Source organism: Gordonia metallireducens, from assembly GCF_021245825.1.
Classification (GTDB): Bacteria; Actinomycetota; Actinomycetes; order Mycobacteriales; family Mycobacteriaceae; genus Gordonia; species Gordonia namibiensis.
On the sequence record NZ_JAJQJP010000023.1, the window covers coordinates 67,817 to 87,925 of the forward strand.

The 20,109-nt window shown below is 68.1% G+C and carries 19 protein-coding genes; 10 read left to right on the forward strand and 9 right to left on the reverse strand.

Annotation, left to right across the window (positions count from 1 at the left end):
• Positions 1-27 precede the first annotated feature (27 nt).
• Complete coding sequence (locus tag LQD00_RS07755) at positions 28-951, reverse strand: IclR family transcriptional regulator (protein ID WP_232716578.1); 924 nt, start codon at positions 949-951, stop codon at positions 28-30.
• A gap of 52 nt (positions 952-1,003) precedes the next feature.
• Here LQD00_RS07755 and cysD point away from each other — a divergent pair, with 52 nt between their 5' ends.
• The 3 genes from cysD to LQD00_RS07770 all read left to right on the forward strand — a co-directional run bounded on the left by cysD (position 1,004) and on the right by LQD00_RS07770 (position 4,706).
• Complete coding sequence (cysD, locus tag LQD00_RS07760; RefSeq protein ID WP_406566981.1) at positions 1,004-1,975, forward strand: sulfate adenylyltransferase subunit CysD; 972 nt, start codon at positions 1,004-1,006, stop codon at positions 1,973-1,975.
• Complete coding sequence (gene cysC / locus LQD00_RS07765) at positions 1,975-3,837, forward strand: adenylyl-sulfate kinase (protein WP_232716580.1); 1,863 nt, start codon at positions 1,975-1,977, stop codon at positions 3,835-3,837. The genes cysD and cysC overlap by 1 nt, the downstream gene beginning before the upstream one ends.
• Before the next feature lie 89 nt (positions 3,838-3,926).
• Positions 3,927-4,706 (forward strand): 3'(2'),5'-bisphosphate nucleotidase CysQ, encoded by a 780-nt coding sequence (locus tag LQD00_RS07770; RefSeq protein ID WP_232716582.1) that lies wholly within the window; start codon positions 3,927-3,929, stop codon positions 4,704-4,706.
• A gap of 23 nt (positions 4,707-4,729) precedes the next feature.
• Here the strand turns inward: LQD00_RS07770 and LQD00_RS07775 are convergent, their stop codons facing one another.
• From LQD00_RS07775 to eccA, 4 genes are all read right to left on the reverse strand, one after another.
• Positions 4,730-5,146 carry a hypothetical protein gene (locus LQD00_RS07775; protein WP_232716584.1) on the reverse strand — a complete coding sequence of 139 codons (417 nt, stop codon included), beginning with the start codon at positions 5,144-5,146 and terminating at the stop codon, positions 4,730-4,732.
• Positions 5,147-5,183: 37 nt separating this feature from the next.
• Positions 5,184-5,723, reverse strand: coding sequence for a hypothetical protein (locus LQD00_RS07780; RefSeq protein WP_232716586.1), 540 nt, complete (start codon positions 5,721-5,723; stop codon positions 5,184-5,186).
• A gap of 14 nt (positions 5,724-5,737) precedes the next feature.
• Positions 5,738-6,172 carry a hypothetical protein gene (locus tag LQD00_RS07785; protein WP_232716588.1) on the reverse strand — a complete coding sequence of 145 codons (435 nt, stop codon included), beginning with the start codon at positions 6,170-6,172 and terminating at the stop codon, positions 5,738-5,740.
• Positions 6,173-6,250: 78 nt separating this feature from the next.
• A complete protein-coding gene (gene eccA / locus LQD00_RS07790) occupies positions 6,251-8,035 on the reverse strand; it encodes a type VII secretion AAA-ATPase EccA (RefSeq protein ID WP_232716620.1) in 1,785 nt (594 codons plus the stop codon).
• Positions 8,036-8,192: 157 nt separating this feature from the next.
• Between eccA and purL the strand changes: the two genes are divergently transcribed.
• From purL to LQD00_RS07805, 3 genes are all read left to right on the forward strand, one after another.
• Positions 8,193-10,538 carry a phosphoribosylformylglycinamidine synthase subunit PurL gene (gene purL, locus LQD00_RS07795; protein ID WP_232716589.1) on the forward strand — a complete coding sequence of 782 codons (2,346 nt, stop codon included), beginning with the start codon at positions 8,193-8,195 and terminating at the stop codon, positions 10,536-10,538.
• A gap of 147 nt (positions 10,539-10,685) precedes the next feature.
• The gene (locus LQD00_RS07800; RefSeq protein ID WP_232716590.1) at positions 10,686-11,048 is read left to right on the forward strand and encodes a CD225/dispanin family protein; all 363 of its coding nucleotides are present in this window, start codon (positions 10,686-10,688) and stop codon (positions 11,046-11,048) included.
• Positions 11,049-11,076: 28 nt separating this feature from the next.
• Positions 11,077-11,493 carry a DUF2752 domain-containing protein gene (locus tag LQD00_RS07805; RefSeq protein WP_232716591.1) on the forward strand — a complete coding sequence of 139 codons (417 nt, stop codon included), beginning with the start codon at positions 11,077-11,079 and terminating at the stop codon, positions 11,491-11,493.
• On the opposite strand, the gene LQD00_RS07810 is transcribed toward LQD00_RS07805, so the two are convergent.
• Entirely contained in the window at positions 11,482-12,405 is a 924-nt protein-coding gene (locus LQD00_RS07810; protein WP_406566983.1) for a glycerophosphodiester phosphodiesterase, read from the reverse strand. The two genes, LQD00_RS07805 and LQD00_RS07810, sit on opposite strands and share 12 nt — an antisense overlap.
• A gap of 196 nt (positions 12,406-12,601) precedes the next feature.
• Between LQD00_RS07810 and LQD00_RS07815 the strand changes: the two genes are divergently transcribed.
• Entirely contained in the window at positions 12,602-13,681 is a 1,080-nt protein-coding gene (locus LQD00_RS07815; RefSeq protein ID WP_232716595.1) for an NAD(P)H-dependent amine dehydrogenase family protein, read from the forward strand.
• Positions 13,682-13,721: 40 nt separating this feature from the next.
• Here the strand turns inward: LQD00_RS07815 and LQD00_RS07820 are convergent, their stop codons facing one another.
• Positions 13,722-14,519: an NADPH-dependent oxidoreductase gene (locus tag LQD00_RS07820; protein ID WP_232716597.1), complete on the reverse strand. Its 798-nt coding sequence runs from the start codon at positions 14,517-14,519 to the stop codon at positions 13,722-13,724.
• Positions 14,520-14,663: 144 nt separating this feature from the next.
• Positions 14,664-16,172 carry a glutamate--cysteine ligase family protein gene (locus LQD00_RS07825; protein ID WP_232716599.1) on the reverse strand — a complete coding sequence of 503 codons (1,509 nt, stop codon included), beginning with the start codon at positions 16,170-16,172 and terminating at the stop codon, positions 14,664-14,666.
• 47 nt (positions 16,173-16,219) lie between these two features.
• Here LQD00_RS07825 and LQD00_RS07830 point away from each other — a divergent pair, with 47 nt between their 5' ends.
• The 3 genes from LQD00_RS07830 (at position 16,220) to purM (ending at position 19,602) form a co-directional block, all read left to right on the forward strand.
• Positions 16,220-16,639 carry a sterol carrier family protein gene (locus LQD00_RS07830; protein ID WP_232716601.1) on the forward strand — a complete coding sequence of 140 codons (420 nt, stop codon included), beginning with the start codon at positions 16,220-16,222 and terminating at the stop codon, positions 16,637-16,639.
• Between the two features lie 160 nt (positions 16,640-16,799).
• Positions 16,800-18,407: an amidophosphoribosyltransferase gene (gene purF, locus LQD00_RS07835; RefSeq protein ID WP_232716602.1), complete on the forward strand. Its 1,608-nt coding sequence runs from the start codon at positions 16,800-16,802 to the stop codon at positions 18,405-18,407.
• Between the two features lie 82 nt (positions 18,408-18,489).
• Positions 18,490-19,602, forward strand: coding sequence for a phosphoribosylformylglycinamidine cyclo-ligase (gene purM / locus LQD00_RS07840; RefSeq protein ID WP_232716604.1), 1,113 nt, complete (start codon positions 18,490-18,492; stop codon positions 19,600-19,602).
• A 324-nt stretch (positions 19,603-19,926) separates the two neighbouring features.
• On the opposite strand, the gene LQD00_RS07845 is transcribed toward purM, so the two are convergent.
• On the reverse strand, positions 19,927-20,103 hold the full coding sequence (locus LQD00_RS07845; protein WP_005194294.1) for a DUF3073 domain-containing protein: 177 nt from the start codon (positions 20,101-20,103) through the stop codon (positions 19,927-19,929).
• Positions 20,104-20,109: the final 6 nt, after the last annotated feature.

Sequence of the window (20,109 nt, forward strand, 5' to 3'; positions counted from 1 at the left end):
GAGGCAGACCCGGTGCCGCGGTGGAACTCATCGCAGATGCGTGGAGATCCGTTCGGCCGCTGCGCGGGTGGCGTCGGCGATCGAGTGCAGATCCGCGACGTCCAGTGTCGAGTTCGGGCACGCGACCATCGCGGCGACGACCCGTCCCGTGTGGTCGAAGATCGGCGCGCCGATGGTCACCACCGGGACGCCCTCGCCGGCCCCCGCGTCGAGCTCGTCCGGGAGGTAGTCGATCACCGACAGCTCGGTCAGCAGGTCGCCGACCCGGCTCCGCAGGTTCTCCGACATTGTGTCCAGGGAGTTCAGGGCGTCGATGATCGCGGCGTGGTCGTCGGTCATCCGCTCGATCGAGTAGCCGCGTTCGGCGATCACGTCGAGGATCATGCGCAGCCGGGTGCGGGTGGGTTCGGCGGCCTTGGCGATCCAGGCATCGCGTGCCTCGACCGGGTCCCAGGCGACGAACTCGCGGCAGATCGGCGGGCGGATCCGGAGGCGGCTGCCGTTGCGCAGCCACGGATGCGGTTCGGAGTCGGGCGCGAGATGCGGTGGAAAGGCGTGCGCCGCGAGTGTGACGACGTCGGCCGAGGATCGGCGGGCCACGAAGAAGGGGATCGAGAAGCGCTCGCACAGGTCGTGTGCGGCGGCCGCGGCCCATCGGTCCAGGTGGTCGGCGTCCGCGGCGGCCCGCGCAAGGGTCCGGAATCCGGGGCCGATCCCATATTTCCCGGTGGCGGGATCGCGGCTCAGCCAGCCGTGGTCGGTCAATTCGGCGACGATCGCGTGTGCCGTCGCCCGCGAGAGGGACGTCTGCCGGACAATCTCGGCAAGGGTCAGCGCCGGTTGATCCGCACCGGCCAGCAGTTCGACGATGTGGACGACCCGCGAGGTCGGCGGCGACGCGGCACGCGACGGTTGACGCGCGTCCGAGAGGTCGCCTACGGTCGGTGTCACATTGTCAACACTTAGTGTTGAATATTCGACATGTCAAGGGGGGTTGCGCACGGTGACGAGCACGACCGAAGCGGACGGCGGCAGCGCCGGCGACCGTCAGACACACCGATCGGGCCGGCACGGATACGAGTTGTCGCATCTCGCGGCGCTCGAGGCGGAGTCCGTGCACATCTTCCGGGAGGTCGCGGCGACCTTCGAGCGCCCGGTGCTGCTGTTCTCGGGCGGCAAGGACTCGGTCGTCATGTTCCACCTCGCCCGCAAGGCGTTCTGGCCCGCGCCGGTCCCGTTCCCGTTGATGCATGTCGACACCGGCCACAACTTCGACGAGGTGATCGCCTACCGCGATCGGGTGGTCGCCGAGACCGGCGTCCGGCTGATCGTGAGTTCGGTCCAGGACGACATCGACGCCGGTCGCGTCGTCGAGCAGACCGGACCCGGCGCGAGCCGCAACCGGCTGCAGACCACGGCACTGTTGCGGGGCATCACCGAGAATCGTTTCGACGCCGTGTTCGGCGGGGCGCGTCGCGACGAGGAGAAGGCGCGCGCCAAGGAACGGGTCTTCAGCTTCCGGGACGAGTTCGGCGCATGGAACCCGCGGGACCAGCGTCCCGAACTGTGGCGGCTCTACAACGGACGCCACTCGAAGGGGGAGCACATCCGGGTCTTCCCGCTGTCGAACTGGACCGAACTCGACATCTGGCAGTACATCGCCGCGGAGAGCATCGACCTGCCGTCGATCTACTACGCGCACCGGCGGGAGGTGATCCCCCGCGACGGCATGCTGCTCGCGAAAACCCGCTTTCTGCAGGAACTCCCGGGTGAGGAGGTGCGGACGGAGACGGTCCGCTTCCGGACCGTCGGCGACGCCACCTGTACCGGTTGTGTCCTGTCGACCGCCGACGACGTGACCAAGGTGATCGAGGAGATCGAGGTGACCCGGCTGACCGAGCGCGGGGCCACACGCGCCGACGACCGGATCTCCGAGTCGGGCATGGAGGATCGCAAGAAGGAGGGGTACTTCTGATGAGCGGGGTCAATGCTGCCGGGGGTGCCACCGAGATGTTGCGGCTCGCGACCGCGGGTTCCGTCGACGACGGCAAGTCGACACTGATCGGCCGGTTGCTCTACGACTCCAAGGCGATCTTCACCGATCAGCTCGAGTCGATCGAGCGGACCAGTGCGGAGCGAGGCGACGAGTACGCCAACCTCGCACTGCTGACAGACGGGCTGCGGGCCGAGCGCGAGCAGGGCATCACGATCGACGTCGCGTACCGCTATTTCGCCACCCCCAGGCGGAAGTTCATCATCGCCGACACCCCGGGCCACGTGCAGTACACCCGCAACATGGTGACCGGTGCGTCGACCGCGGATCTCGCGATGATCCTCATCGACGCGCGTAAGGGTGTCCTCGAACAGACCCGGCGACACGCGTTTCTCTCGACGCTTCTCGGGATCCCGCACCTCACCGTCTGCGTCAACAAGATGGACCTCGTCGACTGGTCGCAGGATCGCTTCGACGAGATCTGCGCCGAATTCATCGATTTCGCGGCCAAGCTGAACGTCGTCGACCTGACCTTCATCCCGATGTCGGCGCTGCGCGGAGACAATGTCGTCGAACAGTCCGCCGAGATGCCGTGGTACGAGGGTCGGCCGCTGCTCAGTCATCTCGAGCACGTCTACATCGCCTCCGACCGCAACCTCATCGACGCGCGTCTGCCGGTGCAGTACGTCATCCGGCCGCAGCGCAGCGACGGCGCCGATCACCGCGCGTACGCGGGCACGGTCGCCGGCGGCGTGTTCAACAAGGGCGACGAGGTCGTCGTGCTGCCGAGCGGTTTCAGCACCACCATCACCGAGATCTGGGGCCCGGGCGGGGTCGGCGTCGACGAGGCGTTCGCATCGATGGCCGTGTCGGTCGAGCTCGCCGACGAGATCGACATCGTGCGCGGCGACATGCTCGCGCGGCCGAACAACCGGCCGTACGTCGGGCGCGACATCGACGCGATGGTCTGCTGGTTCGCCGAGGATGCAGATCTCCGCTCGCACAACCGTTATCAGCTCCTGTGCGGAACGCGACTGACCCGCGCGCAGATCACCGGCCTCAACTACCGGCTCGACGTCAACTCGCTGCACCGCGACGAGAACGCCGAGGCGTTGTCGCTCAACGAGATCGGGCGCGTGACCGTGCACACGCAGGAACCGGTCATGTTCGACTCGTACCGGCGCAACCGGGACACCGGCAGCTTCATCCTCATCGACGAGGCCACCAACCGCACCGTGGGCGCGGGCATGATCACCGCTCCGGTCAGCCACGACAGCCACATCGTCTGGCAGGCCAGCAAGGTCGCCCGGGAACACCGGGCGCACCGCGGTGCCACCATCTGGCTGACCGGACTCTCCGGGTCGGGGAAGTCGTCGCTCGCCGTCGAACTCGAACGGCGATTCGTCGCCGAGGGCCGGCCCGCCTACCTGATGGACGGCGACAACCTGCGGCACGGCCTGAACTCCGACCTGGGTTTCTCCGACGACGACCGGCGCGAGAACATCCGTCGCACGAGCGAGGTCGCGGCGCTCTTCGCCGATTCGGGTGCGGTGGCGATCGTGTCGTTGATCAGTCCGTTCGCCGAGGAGCGGCAGCGCGCCCGCGAGATCCACGCCCAACGGGGTCTGCCGTTCTACGAGATCTTCGTCGACACCCCGCTCGAGGAGTGCGAGCGCCGGGACCCGAAGGGGCTGTACGGCAAGGCACGCCGCGGCGAGATCAGCCAGTTCACCGGCATCGACTCGCCGTACGAACGGCCGGCCGACGCCGAACTCGTCATCACCCCCGCCGACGGCGCGCCCGCCGATGTCGCCGACATGGTTCTCCGTAACCTGGGACTCTGAACACGCCGGTTGGCCGGGGACGCCCCTGGGTATCCGCCAGGGGATCAGCAGAACCGACCGATCAGCAGTACCGCCAGAGAGGGAACCCCGTGACCGACGATCGAGCACTCGCAGGCGAACTGGCCACCGCCGCAGGAGAACTCCTCCTGGACATCCGCAAGACCAGCGGGCTGACCGGCAAGGAGCTGGGCAACGCAGGCGACGCGCAGTCCAACGAGTTCCTGCTACGACGGCTCGCCGAGGAACGACCCGACGACGCGGTGCTCTCGGAGGAATCGGCGGACGACAAGTCCCGACTGCAGGCCGAGCGGGTCTGGATCGTCGACCCGGTCGACGGCACGCGTGAGTACGGCACCTACGACCCGGGAGCGGGCCGCACCGACTGGGCCGTGCACGTGGCGTTGTGGTCGGCGAGCGACGGACTGATCGCCGGTGCGGTGGCACTCCCGGCGCTCGGCGTGACCTACGTCGACGACGACACGGTCGTCGAACCCACCGAGGGGCTGGCCTCGCGCCCGCGCACCGGCGTGCCCCGCGTCGTCGTCAGCTCCTCCCGTCCACCGTCTTTCGCCGACGAGGTCGCCGCCGCGGTCGGCGGTGAACTCCTGCCGATGGGTTCGGCCGGTGCCAAGGCGATGGCGGTGGTCCGCGGTGAGGCGGACGCCTACGTGCACGCGGGTGGCCAGTACGAATGGGATTCGGCCGCACCGGTGGCCGTCGCTCAGGCGAAGGGGCTGTGGTGCGGGCGCATCGACGGCTCGCCCCTGGTCTACAACAACGACGACACCTATCTGCCCGACCTCGTGATCTGCCGCCCCGAATACGTCGAGGCGATCCTCACCGTCACGACGGAGGGCGCCGGCGGCTGACGCACGAGCCGCGCGCACGGCCGTCAGTTGTGGATGATCTCGTCTTTCATGCTGTTGACGACCGTGTTGACCGTGTCGTCCGGACGGCTGATGCACAGCACCTTGACCAGCACGGCGACCAGTGACGGATTCTTGGTGACACCGTTGGCCTTGACGATGGCGACCTGCGTCGGCTCGTCGAGCTCCGAGTAGTCGGCGCAGGTGATCGACAGCGAGTTCGGGGGAGGCGGCACCTCGACGGTCGGGGTCCGTCGCGGAAGCGATGGCAGACTCGGGATCTCGTAGGTCGACCGGGTCTCGGGCGGTCGGCTCGACGACGTCGTGGTGGTGGGTTCGATGGTCGAGGCGACCGGAGTGCCGTCGACGCTGCACGCGGCCACCGCGAAGGTTGCCGCGATGGTGGTCGTGACCGCGAGAAGCCGCGCGTGCAGTGGTGTCACAAGGTCCCCCGATCGATGTGCTGGGAGGAATCCTAGCTCAGTGCGTCAGCACGACCTTGATCACGACGATCACGGTGGCCACCACGGTGACCGCGGCAGCTCCGATCAGCGTGGCGCGACTCGGCCTCTCGTTGTTCAGCCGATCGATGACGAAAACCGTTCCGCCGATACGCAAGAGGATCACGATCTCCGCGGCGAGCTGAGCGGTGCGCGGATCGATCCAGCCGATCCACGCCATCGCCAGGATGATGCACGGGACGGACGCGGAGGACAGGATCGGCACCGAGTCCCGAAGATGATGGAGCATCGTCTTCATCGTCGGGTGGATGGCGCCCTCGTGAACGCGTCGCCCCACCGCCTCGGCGAAGACATGTGCGACGAAGGTCGACAGCGCGGTGCCGAGCAGGATCAGGATGCCGACGAAGTCGTCGTTGAGGTGCAGCGGGATCAGCGCGGCCAGGATCAGGATGTTGCCGTAGATGTAGGCGCTGATGCGCGGTGCGGCGTGTTCACGGTCCAGCGGATTGCTCCGCGAGAACAACGGGCCGTGCAGCACTGTCCACGGGCGAGTGGTCATGAACTAGGAAAGTATCAGCGTGTGGGCACGAGCTCATCGACAATGTCGGCGACTTTGTCATCGAGCCGGGTGAGGCAGACCGTCGCGGCCACGGTGGCGACCTGGTCGGCGTTCGATGTCACCCCGAGCGCTGCCACGGCGGCGGCACGGCCCTCGTCCTCGAGTGCACGGAAGTCGCGGCAGCTCAGCGCCTTGGCGTCACTGGTATCGGCGGAGCCATCCGCCGAGCGGGGTGCGCTCGTCGACGGTCGGGGGGCGGGGCTGTCGGCGGCGCTCGGCGTGGTCTTCTCGGTGGTCGGCGCGGCGCTCGTCTGCTCAACCGAGGTCTGCTGCGAGGCGGTCGTCGTCGACGCGGGTTCGGCGTCGTCGGACGAGCAGCCGGCCAGCGACATCGACAACGCGACAGCACCGGCGAGCAGGACGGAACGGAACAGACGTGCGCGGGACATGACGCAACCTCTCTGGGTGTTCGGGACTGGCGGATGCGGGTCTGGGGATTCGACGGTACTGCCGGGGACCGAACGCTGCTAGCGCCTGAGTCCGGACAGCACACCGGAGATGGCGGACCGGATGTCGTCGAGTTCGATCCGCATCAGGTCGTCGGCGGACAGGGAGGCGAGGTCGCCGGCGGAGCTGAGCCGGAACTCGCGTTCCTCCTCGGCCGCCTCCACGATGTTGCGGATGAAACGACCGTTACCGGCCAGGTCGGTGGCCCGACGCGTGCTGCCGTCGTGTGCGCGGACATCGTGGTAGAGCGGCGCGCACGCCAGTTCCAGCTCGGCGACCGCCTCCGGGGTGAGGACCGAATCGCGTTTGCGGGCGATGAACTCGCCGATCTGCGCGAGCTCCTGCGGGGTGTAGGAGTCGAACCGGACGCGACGCGCGAACCGCGACGAGAGTCCGTCGTTGGCGGCGAGGAAGCGGTCGATCTCGGAGTCGTAGCCGGCGATGATCACGACCAGGCGGTCGCGGTCGTCCTCCATCCGTGCCAGGAGGGTGTCGACGGCCTCGCGGCCGAAGGCATCGCCGCCGGACAGACCCTTCTGGATCAGGGTGTACGCCTCGTCGATGAACAGCACGCCGTCCATGGCCGAGTCGATGAGCGCCGACGTCTTGATGGCGGTGGAGCCGAGGTGCTCGCCGACCAGATCGCGGCGGGTCGCTTCGACGACCTTGTCGGATTTGATGAAGCCGAGCCCGCAGTAGATCTTGGCGACGATCCGGGCGACCGTGGTCTTGCCGGTACCGGGAGGCCCGGTGAAGGCCAGGTGCAGGCTGCGCGCCGACGTCGAGAGTCCGCGGTCGGCGCGGACCCGGGCGAGGGTGGCGGCCGACTGCAGTTTCGCGACCTGCTGTTTGACCGACTCGAGTCCGATCTGTTCGTCGAGCTCCCGCTGGGCGTCGGTCACCAGCTCGTTCTCGACGCCGGCGTCGGAGCCGTCCTGCGACACCAGGGTCTCGGTCCGGTCCGGTACCGACGCGGGGTCCCAGCGATCGGTGCGGGCGGCGATCTGCTCGGGGGTCGTGACGGCCAGGCGGACCGACGGGGACTGCAGCGCCTGCGCCGCTGCGGAGTGGGCGGGGTTGCGCGCGTAGACCTGCTCGAGCATGGCCTTTGCCTTCTCCTCATGGCCCTGCTCGCGGAGTGCCAGCGCGTAGGCGAACATCGCGCTCGTCGAGCAGGCGGCGATCGGACCGTCGATCGCGTTCTGCAGACGCCGCATACCCTCGCCGAGCATTCCCAGACTTACGCACGCCGACCCGGCCATGAAGTCGGCCGCGGCCTGCATGACCGTGTCGCCCCACCGGTCCGAGCGGGTGAGGGCGGTCAGCACGTCGGGCCACCGCTGGGTCTTGTAGTGGAGGTGGGCGCGAACGAACTCCACGATCGGGAGCCGGTGGGCGGGTGGGACCTCGTCGAGCGCCTCCTCGGCGCCGGTGTAGTCCGCGCCGCGGATCAGGCTGGACGCATATGCGGCGGTGGCGTCTACGGCGTTGACCGCCGGGTACTCGATGTACAGCCCGGTGTCCCACCGGCCGGCGATGGTGCCCGGGGGAAGGCCGAGGCGTCGCTGTTCGGCGCCGATCGTGCCGCGGGCGCGGTAGAGCCCCAGCAGCACCTCGTCGCTCTTGTCCCCGCACGCGAGCCGCCCGATCCAGGCGTCGCCGAGCGAGGGGTCCCACTCGGTCGCACGCGTGAACGCCTTCGCCGCCTGCGCGGGATTGTTGATGGGTTCCTGACCGTCGACGGGGATGTTCAAGGACAGGACACCGAGCTCGAAGAGTGCCCTCGCCTTGCGGACATCGGCCATCTCGTCCCCCTGTGTCAACGTCGTCCCCCGCGCGGCGTCGGCGTGCCTGCACCCCCGCGCACGTCCCGCGCACTGCGCGGCTCGAGTGAACAGACTATCCCGAGACAGGCCCGGTCCCCGGAACAGATCTCCCAGGGGAAGACCCGTCGAACACCTGATGGTCCGCCCCGTCGCCTCCAACCGCCCGGGCCCGCCTAGACTTGTCACCGTGAGTGCCCAGGTGGATACCGTCTCAGCCGCTTCCTCGACCCCGGATCATCCGCAACCGTTCCGCGAACTCGGACTCAAGGACGACGAGTACGCGCGGATCCGCGAGATCCTGGGCCGTCGACCCACCGACGCCGAGCTCGCCATGTACTCGGTCATGTGGTCCGAGCACTGCAGCTACAAGTCGTCGAAGGTCCACCTCCGGTACTTCGGGGAGACCACCACCGAGGAGATGCGGGCCAACATGCTCGCCGGTATCGGTGAGAACGCCGGCGTCGTCGACGTGGGCGACGGATGGGCGGTGACCTTCAAGGTCGAGTCGCACAACCACCCCAGCTACGTGGAGCCCTACCAGGGTGCGGCGACCGGTGTCGGCGGCATCGTCCGCGACATCATGGCGATGGGCGCACGTCCGATCGCGGTCATGGATCAGCTGCGCTTCGGCCCGGCCGACGCCCCCGACACCCGACGCGTCGTCGACGGTGTGGTGCGCGGCGTGGGCGGTTACGGCAACTCCCTCGGCCTGCCCAACATCGGCGGCGAAACCGTCTTCGACGCGAGCTACGCGGGCAACCCGCTGGTCAACGCGCTCTGCGCGGGTGTCCTGCGGACCGAGGACCTGCATCTCGCGTTCGCCTCGGGTACCGGCAACAAGATCATCCTCTTCGGTGCGCGCACCGGTCTCGACGGCATCGGCGGCGTGTCCGTCCTGGCGTCGGAGACCTTCGACGACGACGACAGCTCGGGCCCGAGCCGCAAGAAGCTCCCCAGCGTCCAGGTCGGCGACCCGTTCACCGAGAAGGTGCTCATCGAGTGCTGCCTCGAGCTCTACCACGCCGGACTCGTGGTGGGCATCCAGGACCTCGGCGGTGCCGGGTTGTCCTGCGCCACCAGCGAACTCGCGGCCGCCGGCGACGGCGGAATGCACATCGACCTGGAGAAGGTGCCGATGCGCGCCGAGGGCATGACCCCGGCCGAGGTGCTCTCCAGCGAGTCGCAGGAACGCATGTGCGCGGTTGTCGCCCCCGAGAACGTCGACGCCTTCCTCGAGGTCTGCAAGAAGTGGGACGTGCTCGCCACCGTGATCGGTGAGGTCACCGACGGTGATCATCTGGTCATCACCTGGAACGGCGAGACCGTCGTCGACGTGCCGCCGCGCACCGTCGCCCACGACGGCCCGGTCTACGAGCGTCCCGTGGCGCGTCCGGACTGGCAGGACACCGTGGTCGCCTCGACCACCGAGCCGCTGAAGCGCCCGAGCACGCCGGACCAGCTGCGCGAGACCCTGCTGCAGATGCTGGCCAGCCCGGCGCTGTGCAGCCGCAAGTTCATCACCGACCAGTACGACCGCTACGTCCGCGGCAACACCGTGCTGGCCGAGCACGCCGACTCCGGCATGATCCGAATCGACGAGAAGACCGGCCGCGGAATCGCACTGGCGACCGACGCGTCGGGCCGCTACACCTTCCTGGACCCGTACCGCGGTGCGCAGCTGGCGCTGGCCGAGGCCTACCGCAACGTCGCCGTCTCGGGTGCGACGCCCAAGGCCGTCACCAACTGCCTCAACTTCGGCTCGCCCGAGGACCCGGCGGTCATGTGGCAGTTCCAGCAGGCGGTCCGCGGACTCGCCGACGGCTGCGCGCAGCTGGGCATCCCGGTCACCGGCGGCAACGTGAGCTTCTACAACCAGACCGGTGCCACCGCGATCCTCCCGACGCCCGTCATCGGTGTCCTCGGTGTGATCGATGACGTCCATCGTCGAATCCCCACGGGCTTCGGCACCGAACCGGGCGAGACGCTGATCCTCCTCGGCGAGACCCGCGACGAGTTCGACGGCTCGATCTGGGCGCAGGTCGCCTACGACCACCTCGGTGGCGTGCCACCGGAAGTCGACCTCGAGCGCGAGCGTCTGCTGTCGGAGATCCTGACCGCAGCATCGCGCGACGGATTGATCTCGGCCGCACACGATCTCAGCGAGGGTGGCCTCATCCAGACCGTCGTCGAGGCGGCGCTGGCCGGCGAGACCGGGTGCCGCGTGCTGCTGCCCGAGGATGCCGACCCCTTCGTGTGGCTGTTCTCCGAGTCGGCCGGACGCGTAATGGTCGCCGTGCCGCGCACCGAGGAGTCCCGGTTCTCGGCGATGCTCGACGCCCGCGGCATGCCGTGGACGCGCATCGGCGTGGTCGACCAGGGGAGCGACGAGGTCGAGATCCAGGACTACTTCTCGGTGCCGCTCGCCGAGCTGCGCGAAGTGCACGAGGCGACGCTGCCGCGCCTCTTCGGCGACACCGCGTAGCAAGCCGAGTTGTTGTAGCGCGCAACGTTCCCGTCTGCTGGAACGTTGCGCGTATACCGTTGGAAGCAATCTGATTTCCCGACCGGACGGACACGATCAGGGTCGGTTACGCTCCTTGGGTTCTCAGTGAGAGTCGAAAGGGCGCAGATGAGTTATCCGCACGATCCGAACCAGCCGCCGAACTACGGCGCTGCGCCCGGTTACGGACAGCAGCCGTACGGCGCGTACGCACCCGGTCCCGAACCGGACAACAACCTCGTGTGGGCGATCTTGTCCACGATCCTGTGTTGCCTGCCCTTGGGTATCGTCTCGATCGTCAAGTCGCTCTCGGTGCGAAAGCTCTGGACGGCAGGTGATTTCGCAGGTGCCCAGCGGGCCGCCGACGAGGCGAAGAAGTGGGCGATCTGGGGTGCGATCGCCGGCATCGTCGGCTCGATCCTCATCGTCGTGATCTACTTCGTCATCGCGGTGTTGATCATCGGTGCCAGTGCCACCACGTCCACGTACTGAACGGTTCGAGCGGGCCGTCCTTCGACGGGTGTCGGTCCTCTCGAATAATCGGGTCCTCGGTCCGGCGATCGTGGTCGCCGGGTCCGGGATCTGTTGTGCTGCCGTGCTTCTGGGGGACCCCACCACGCCCGGTGGGTTGCTCCCGGTGTGTCCCACCAAGTTGCTCTTCGGGGTGACCTGTCCGGGCTGCGGCTCGCAGCGTGCGCTCTATTCGCTCCTGCACGGTGACATCTCTGCGGCGCTGCACTACAACGCGGCGTTCGTGCTCGCGATCGGGTTGCTGCTCTTCGCGTTCGGCGCGTACTGCCTGCGGCTGTGGACCGGTCGGCGGATCCGCGGTTGGCAGAACATGCGCTATTCCGCCGTCGTGGTGCTCGTCGCCGTGGTCGCCTGGTTCGTCGTCCGGAACATCCCGGTGGAACCGTTCTGGTCACTACACGTCTGACGGGCCGCGGCGCCCGCTGCGCCGGACCCACCGGACCAGTCGTGACCCGCCGGGCCCGGCGGCGTCGAGATCGAGCGCGGCGAGCCCCTCCGGGTCGTCGGTGGTGATCTGGTCGACCCGTAACTCCAAGAGCCGTCGGACATCGGGAACCGAACGCGGTCCGACGCGGGTCACCGTGTAACCGTCGACGAGCCGGTCGTGGCGGTGGAAGGCGTCGACGAGGTCGAATCCTCTCCGGTCTGCGGCGAGGATCAGGCGGTTCTCCAGATAGACCATCTCCGCGTCCGGTGACGCGGCGAGCGCACGCGCGACGAAACCCTCGAAATCCCCGGACCGGATCGCGGCGTCGGCGGCGCCGTGGTGGCAGGGGTCGTACCCGATGCGGATCCCGGGGGCGGCCGACGTCAGCCGTGTCACGGCCGCCGCATCGCCGCAGGACAGGATGTAGTGCGACGCCAGTGGCTCGACGCTGTGCGCGAAGATGTCCACGGCACGCGGATCGAGCGCGGCGTCGTCCTCCTTGAAGTCGAGCTGCAGGAGCGACAACGGTGCGATGTCGACTGTCGAGAACAGCTCGGTGAGGTCCTCGAGCAGCAGGACCGGCTCGTCGAGCGCTCGTCCGTGGTTGTCGCGCAGGGACAGTCCGCGGAGGTAGGCCGCGGGCAGTGCCGAGATCGCCCCGGTGCCGGTGGTGGCGTGGTCGACGACGCGGTCGTGGAGGATCGCGAAACCGCGGTCGGCGTGGATGACCAGGTCCACCTCGATGCTCGCGCCCAACCGCATCCCCTCGGCGATCCGCGAAGCGGTGAAGGCCGGGTCGTCGGCGCGTCGACGCCCACGATGCCACTTGAGCATGGTCCGGTGCCCGTCGAAGTCGACGTACAGGGGGGCCGAGGTCGAGTCGGCGGACATGGCGCTCATCGATCACCGAGGATAGTGGCCGCCGCCTCGATCTCCGCTGGAATCCGCCCCTGGCATCCGCCCTCCAGCGCCCCGCCGGCGACATATGGTCGTCGGCGGCGCGCTGACGGGTCGTTATCAGGGGCGCATTTCGGCAATGCCGCCGAACCGCCGCGCCCGCAGTGGAACGTGTTCTAGTTTGAGGGGCATGACTCTGCGCGTGGTCGAGTGGTCGACCGGAACCGTCGGAAGACATGCCATCGCCGGGATCGACGCCCATCCCGACCTCGAACTCGTCGGGGTCTGGGTGTCGAATCCGGACAAGGTCGGCAAGGACGCCGGGGAGCTGGCGGGTCTGGGTCGTGACCTCGGCGTCGCCGCGACCGACGACCGCGACGCACTGATCGCCCTCAAGCCCGACTGCATCGTGCACACCGCGATGACCGACGACCGGGTGATGGAGTCGATCGAGGACCTGATCTTCTTCGTGGAGAACGGGATCAACGTGGTCTCCAGCGGCCCGGTCGTGTTGCAGTTCCCGACGAAGATCCTGCCGGACGGTCTGCTGGACCGGATCGCCGCGGCCGGCGAATCCGGCGGTGCCAGCCTGCACGTCAACGGTATCGACCCCGGTTTCGCCAATGACGTTCTGCCGCTGTCGTTGACGAGTCTCTCGCAGCGGATCGACGAGGTGCGGTGCCAGGAGATCGCGGACTACTCGACGTACTACCAGCCGGTGGTCATGCGGGATCTGTTCGGTTTCGGGAAGCCGATGGACACCACGCCGTTGCTGCTGTCGCCGGGCATCCTGTCGATGGGCTGGGGCAGCGTGGTGCGCCAGATCGCCGCCGGACTCGACCTGACCCTCGACGAGCCGCTCGTCGAACGGGTCGAGCGTGTCGAGGCCGACCGCGACTATTCGACGGTGTCGGTGGAGATCCCGAAGGGCACCATGGCGGCGTTGCGCTTCGAGGTCGCCGGACAGGTCGACGGGGTGGATCGTGTTGTGCTGGAGCACTACACGCGTACGCATGCCGATCAGTGTCCCGAGTGGCCGACCCCGCACGAGGGTGACGGCTGCTACCGGGTCGCGATCTCCGGCGAACCGGAGATGACCGTCGAGTTCGGCCACCACGGGGAGAACGGCGACCACAACGTCTCCGGGATGATCGTCACGGCGATGCGGCTGGTCAATTCGGTTGCCGCCGTGGTCGATGCGAAGCCGGGTCTGGTGACCGCCCTGGATCTGCCGCTCATCACCGGCCGGGGTCTGGTGACGCGGGGTTAGTGCAACGCAGGGTTAGTGCAACGCGGGGATCTGCGCGCGGTCACCGGGACGGCAGACCTCGTGTGCGCAGATGGTCGCGCAGCTTCTCGCGACCATGGAGTGAGGACACCCCGGCCAGTCGAGTCAGCACCCGGGAACTCCAGTCCCCGTCCAGTCCGTGCCGTCGGTTGTAGTCCGCGAGCGACTCGTCGTATCCGGTGAGCTGAGCGTCCGCGGTCTCGGCGTCGTAGGTCTCGTGATGCAGCACGGCTGCCTGCGGGATTCGCGGCTTGATGCCTGCCGACTCGGCGGGGTCCGGCGTGCCGATCGCTAGACCGAACGTCGCGACGGTGTGCTCCGGGAGGCCGAGTTCCGCGGCCACCTCCAGTGGGTTGTTGCGGATGGCGCCGACGAAAACCGTTCCCAGGCCCAGTGACTCGGCGGCCACCACTGCGTTCTGTGCGGCCAGCGCGGTGTCGACGAAGCCGATGATCGTCGTCTCGAGATAGTCCGTCGCCTCCAGCGGGGCATCGTGCCGCGCGGCGAGGCGGTGGGCCCGCCCGAGGTCGGCGACCCACACCAGGAACAACGGTGCCTGCTCGATGAAGCCCTGGTTGTTGGCCAGTGCCGCCAGGCGTTTCCGTCGCGCGGGGTCACGCACGGCAACCACGCTCCAGGGCTGCAGGTTCGACGACGTCGGCGCGGACTGCGCCGCCGCGATGATGGCGTGAAGCCGACTGTCGTCGACGGGGTCCGGTCGGAACCTGCGTACCGACCGGTGTGCGAGTTGCACGGACAGCACGTCGTTGACCACCCCGAGGGTCGCGGAGGGGTCGGCGTATCGCTCGGTGATCGTCATCGGATCGCGGCGGTGGATCGTCGGGTCATGAACAAAGGGTGTCGCCGGAATCGTTCTTCGGCAACTTTCCTGCCCACGCCGGGTCCAAACGCCGACCTCGACACGGCTTTCGGCTTGCGTTCCGGACCCGATCGGTGAGCGGGGTCACACGTCCCACGTGTGGACGGGTTCGCCCTCGTGCATGAGCGTCACGTAGTCGGCGAGCATGCCGGTCAGTGCCGCCGACCGGCTGTCGCCCGCTCTCTCCCGGGCGGCGACGGCCTCACGCTGCCACACCGAACCGGTCCGGCGGTTGACGCAGCGTCCCTCGATCACCGACAGGTACCGCTTGCGGGCCTTGTCCGAGACCCCGTATGCGCGAAGGCCTTTCTCGGCGAGGGTCAGCAGGCGACGGAGCACGAGTTCGTCCGGGCGTACCCAGCCGACGTCGGGCCAGTAGAGCTGCGACTCCATGCCGAAATGCGCACCGGACTGCAGGTTCTCGGCGGCCGCGTTGAACGACATCTGTGACCACAACGGCCGGTCGGCCTCGACGAGCCCGCGGACGACCCCGTAGTAGAAGGCGGCGTTGGCCATCGTGTCGACGACCGTCGGTCCGGCGGGGAGCACCCGGTTCTCGACACGAAGATGTGCCTGGCCCTCATGGATGTCGTAGACGGGCCGATTCCAGCGGTAGACCGTGCCGTTGTGCAGTCGCAGTTCGTCGAGCATCGGGATACGTCCGGCGTCGAGTTCGGCCAGGGGGTCGACGTCTGTTGAGACGGGCAGGAGAGCGGGGAAGTAGCGGGTGTTCTCCTCGAACAGGTCGAAGATGGTGTTGATCCACCGTTCGCCGAACCAGACGCGCGGGCGCACGCCCTGGTTCTTCAGCTCCAGCGGCCGGGTGTCGGTGGCCTGCTCGAACACCGGGATGCGGCTCTCGTGCCAGAGCGCGGTCTCGGCGAGGAACGGGGAGTTGCCGGCCAGTGCCACCTGGATTCCGGAGATCGCCTGGGCGGCATTCCAATGCGCGGCAAAATCCTCCGGGGCCACCCTCAGGTGCAGCTGTAATGAGGTGCAGGCGGCCTCGGGGAGGATCGAATCGGTGGAGGTGTGGAGGCGTTCGGTGTGATAGCCGTCGGCCAAGGGAACACCGCTGATGTCGATCTCGAGGTCCTCGCCGCGGGCGTTGAAGATCTGCTCGTTCAGCAGGTCGTAGCGCGGGTTGGCCGAGATCCACTGATGGGCAAAGTGTTCGGCCTTCAGGGTCGGCAGCATGCCGATCATGACCAGGTGGTTGTCCGTACGGGCGGCGCGCTCCTCCGCACGGTTCAGTGACGTCCGCAGCGCCTGTTCCAGCGAGATCGTGTCGTCGGTGGTGAACGGCCGCGGCGAGACGTTGATCTCGATGTTGAACTGCCCGAGTTCGGTCTGATAGTCGGGATCGGCGATCGCCTCGAGGACGGCGGCGTTGGCCATCGCCGGACGCATCTGCTCGTCGACGAGGTTCAGTTCCACCTCCATGCCGAGGAGGGGTTTGGGTGGCCGGCCCTGGTCGGTGAACAACCCCTCGGCCAACATCCGTGCAATCGCGTCGGTGCCACGACCGACCTGCCGCCGGAACCTCACGCGATCCTCGCCGGTGAACTCCTGTTTGTTCACTTCCGCGCCCATGCGAGACATACTGCCCCAATTCGGGCGCCGTCAACCGGCGTTGCAAGATGACTGACGTGCCCCCGCGTAAGAGACCCGACCCGGCCGAGGTCCGCGCCGCCGTCCTCGCGGTCGCGGACTGGCTCGTCGACGAGTCGGCCCCCGCGCCGTCGCGGCCGGCTCTCGCGGCCGCAGTCCGCCTCACAGCCCGGACCCTCGAACACCTCGCCCCGGGCAACTCGGTCGAGGTCCGTGTCCCGCCGTTCGTCGCCGTGCAGTGCATCGAGGGTCCGCGCCACACGCGTGGAACGCCGCCCAATGTCGTCGAGACCTCGCCTCGGACGTGGCTGCTGATGGTGACCGGGCTGCGAACTTACGACGCCGCGCTCGGCGCCGGCGAACTCGACGCATCGGGCCACCGCGCAGACCTGGTCGCAGAGCTGTTGCCACTGGTTCCGCTGGGTCCGGGAGCGTCGAGAACCAGGTGATCCGCCGAGTGTGATCCGTCACTACTGGCTCCCACGTGGAATTACGGCGCTCCGGACACCGCTGGAAGATTCGCTCTGGAAGGCAACAGGCACGTAAACTCCGAATTGTCTCCCAGCACATTGACGTGTTAACCGATTCGCAGCCCAGGGGAGCTAGTCGATGACTGATCGCTCGATCGCCAACGTGAACCTGCTCGCTCCCACACCGGCGGGCGGATGTTCCGCAGCCGGCGGGTGCGCGCCCGAACCCGCTCCACTGGACCAGCCCGAGAACGAACCGCGCGAGGAGTGCGGCGTATTCGGGGTCTGGGCGCCCGGTGAGGACGTCGCCAAGCTCACCTACTACGGCCTCTACGCGCTGCAGCATCGCGGACAGGAAGCGGCGGGCATCGCCGTCGGCGACGGCAGTCAGGTCGTCGTGTTCAAGGACCTGGGCCTCGTCAGCCAGGTGTTCGACGAGCAGACGCTGGGTGCGATGAGCGGCCACGTCGCCATCGGACACTGCCGCTACTCCACCACCGGTTCGACCACCTGGGAGAACTCCCAGCCGATCTTCCGCACCACCGATGCCGGCACCGGCGTCGCGCTCGGGCACAACGGAAATCTCGTCAACACCGCCGACCTCGCCGCTCGCGCTCGCGAGAAGGGCATCAAGAGCTCGGCGGCGACGTCGGACTCCGATGTCGTCGGCGCGCTCCTGGCGCACGGCGCCGCCGACAGCTCGATCGAGCAGGCGGCCATGGAACTGCTGCCGACCCTCAAGGGCGCGTTCTGCCTGACCTTCATGGACGAGCACACCCTCTACGCGGCACGTGACCCGCACGGTGTCCGTCCGCTGTCGCTCGGCCGCCTCGACCGCGGCTGGGTCGTCGCCTCGGAGACCGCCGCCCTCGACATCGTCGGCGCATCCTTCGTCCGCGACATCGAACCCGGTGAGCTGCTGGCCATCGACGCCGACGGCGTGCGCACCAAGCGCTTCGCCGAGCCGACCCCGAAGGGCTGCGTCTTCGAGTACGTCTACCTGGCCCGCCCGGACTCCAACATCCACGGCCGGTCGGTGCACTCCACCCGTGTGGAGATCGGCCGCCGCCTGGCCAAGGAACATCCGGCCGAGGGTGACCTGGTGATCCCGGTGCCGGAGTCGGGTGTACCCGCGGCCGTCGGCTTCGCCCAGGGCTCGGGCATTCCCTACGGCCAGGGCCTGATGAAGAACGCCTACGTGGGCCGCACCTTCATCCAGCCGTCGCAGACGATCCGTCAGCTCGGCATCCGACTCAAGCTGAATCCGCTGCGCGAGGTGATCCGCGGCAAACGTCTCGTCGTCGTCGACGACTCGATCGTGCGCGGCAACACCCAGCGCGCCCTCATCCGCATGCTGCGCGAGGCCGGTGCCGCCGAGGTGCACGTGCGGATCGCCTCCAGCCCCGTGCGCTGGCCCTGCTTCTACGGCATCGACTTCGCCTCCCCGGCGGAACTCATCGCCAACGGCATGGAGTCCGAGGAGGGCATGGTCGAGGGCGTGCGCCAGGCCATCGGCGCCGACTCGCTCGGCTACATCAGCATCGACGAGATGATCGGTGCCACCGAGCAGCCGGCGTCGAACCTGTGCGCGGCCTGCTTCGACGGCAAGTACCCGATCGAACTGCCCAAGGAGACCTCCATGGGCAAGGCGGTTCTGGAACAGATGCTGGCCTCCGCTGCACACGACGGGACCGTCGATCCGCTGACCAAGCCCAACGACAACGTCAGCGCAGTGATGCGTCCCTGAATCCGGGGGCAAGGCACTCCGGTACCGTGTGATCGTCGGCGAACACGCCGGAAACAACTTTTGACGAGGGGTGCTTGCGGAGATGACGGAGCGGGATGCGGCGGCCGACGAGACGACGGGCGCTACGCCGCAGGCCTCGTACGCGGCGGCCGGAGTCGACATCGACGCCGGTGAACGAGCCGTAGAGCTCATCACCCCGCATGCGAAACGTGCCTCGCGCCCCGAGGTCCTCGGCGGTCTCGGTGGCTTCTCCGGCCTCTTCGCGCTGAAGGGCAACTACCGCGAACCGGTCCTCGCCGCCGCCAGCGACGGCGTCGGAACCAAGCTCGCCGTCGCCCAGGCCATCGACAAGCACGACACCGTCGGACGCGACCTCGTCGCCATGTGCGTCGACGACCTCGTCGTCTGTGGCGCCGAGCCGCTCTTCCTGCAGGACTACATCGCCGTCGGCAAGGTCGTCCCCGAGACCGTCGCGCAGATCGTCGCCGGCATCGCCGACGGCTGCGTCGAGGCCGGCTGTGCGCTGCTGGGTGGCGAGACCGCCGAACACCCCGGACTCATGCAGGACAACCACTACGACCTGTCGGCCACCGCCGTCGGCGTCGTCGAGGCCGACAAGGTCCTCGCCCCCGACCGTGTCCGTGCCGGCGACGTCGTCATCGCCATGGGATCGTCGGGTCTGCACTCCAACGGCTACTCGCTCGCCCGCAAGGTGCTGCTCGAGTGGGGCCACATGGATCTCTTCGGCCACGTCGAGGAGTTCGGCCGCTCCCTCGGCGAGGAACTGCTCGAGCCGACCCGCATCTACGCCCGTGACTGCCTGGCGCTGATCGCCGAGGCGGACGTGCGGACCTTCGCGCACATCACCGGCGGCGGCCTGGCCGAGAACCTGGCCCGCGTCATCCCGCAGGGCCTCGTTGCCGAACTGGAACGCAACACCTGGACCCCGGCCCCGATCTTCGCTCTCATCCAGCAGCGCGGACGCGTCGAGCAGCTCGAGATGGAGCGCACCTTCAACATGGGTGTCGGCATGGTCGCGGTCGTCGCACCCGAGGACACCGATCGCGCTCAGGCGGTCCTGACCGCCCGCCACGTCGACAACTGGGTCCTCGGCACCATCAAGCGTTCCAGCGACCCCAAGAGCACCGAAGCCGGTTCGCGCGTCTCCCTGGTGGGCGAGCACCCGCGCTTCTGAGAATCACGGGCGCACACCGCCTCTCACATCAACGCAAAAGCGGCGGGGACCTTCGGGTTCCCGCCGCTTTTCGCGTCGTCAGAGGATGATCGCCACTCCGGTGGACAGCACAGATCAGCGATGCTCATCGTCGGTTGTCACCGCCGTGAGCACCGCTGGCAGTCGAGAAACGACCGCGCACGCATCAGACGGCCGCAGTCACCTGCGGCCGTCTGAACGTACGAAAACATCAACCCGCGTTACCGCGGGTCCGCTGAGCGGAGAGGTCGTGGTGGGGTGGGATCGGGTGTCGCCGATGAGGCCGGCACCCATGAGTGGCGCGCCTCAGGCGCGGCGCCACTCGTCCTCGTCCAACCACTCATCCACCGGATCCGGACGATCTACCGAGCTGGTCTGCCCGGACAGCTCACGCTGCAGGCTTTCGAGATCGGTGTTCGGAGTGGAGTACTTCAGCTGACGAGCAACCTTCGTCTGCTTTGCCTTTGCCCGGCCGCGGCCCATACGGGA

Excerpts from the sequence above, each read along its gene's own strand:
- purL (WP_232716589.1), top strand. The coding sequence starts at position 8,193 with ATGGTCCGCCCCGTCGCCTCCAACCGCCCGGGCCCGCCTAGACTTGTC.
- LQD00_RS07825 (WP_232716599.1), bottom strand. The coding sequence starts at position 16,172 with ATGGGCGCGGAAGTGAACAAACAGGAGTTCACCGGCGAGGATCGCGTG.
- LQD00_RS07785 (WP_232716588.1), bottom strand. The coding sequence starts at position 6,172 with ATGTCCCGCGCACGTCTGTTCCGTTCCGTCCTGCTCGCCGGTGCTGTC.
- purM (WP_232716604.1), top strand. The coding sequence starts at position 18,490 with ATGACGGAGCGGGATGCGGCGGCCGACGAGACGACGGGCGCTACGCCG.
- LQD00_RS07815 (WP_232716595.1), top strand. The coding sequence starts at position 12,602 with ATGACTCTGCGCGTGGTCGAGTGGTCGACCGGAACCGTCGGAAGACAT.
- LQD00_RS07830 (WP_232716601.1), top strand. The coding sequence starts at position 16,220 with ATGACTGACGTGCCCCCGCGTAAGAGACCCGACCCGGCCGAGGTCCGC.
- LQD00_RS07810 (WP_406566983.1), bottom strand. The coding sequence starts at position 12,405 with ATGTCCGCCGACTCGACCTCGGCCCCCCTGTACGTCGACTTCGACGGG.
- eccA (WP_232716620.1), bottom strand. The coding sequence starts at position 8,035 with ATGGCCGATGTCCGCAAGGCGAGGGCACTCTTCGAGCTCGGTGTCCTG.
- LQD00_RS07800 (WP_232716590.1), top strand. The coding sequence starts at position 10,686 with ATGAGTTATCCGCACGATCCGAACCAGCCGCCGAACTACGGCGCTGCG.
- LQD00_RS07820 (WP_232716597.1), bottom strand. The coding sequence starts at position 14,519 with ATGACGATCACCGAGCGATACGCCGACCCCTCCGCGACCCTCGGGGTG.
- LQD00_RS07780 (WP_232716586.1), bottom strand. The coding sequence starts at position 5,723 with ATGACCACTCGCCCGTGGACAGTGCTGCACGGCCCGTTGTTCTCGCGG.
- cysC (WP_232716580.1), top strand. The coding sequence starts at position 1,975 with ATGAGCGGGGTCAATGCTGCCGGGGGTGCCACCGAGATGTTGCGGCTC.
- LQD00_RS07845 (WP_005194294.1), bottom strand. The coding sequence starts at position 20,103 with ATGGGCCGCGGCCGGGCAAAGGCAAAGCAGACGAAGGTTGCTCGTCAG.
- purF (WP_232716602.1), top strand. The coding sequence starts at position 16,800 with ATGACTGATCGCTCGATCGCCAACGTGAACCTGCTCGCTCCCACACCG.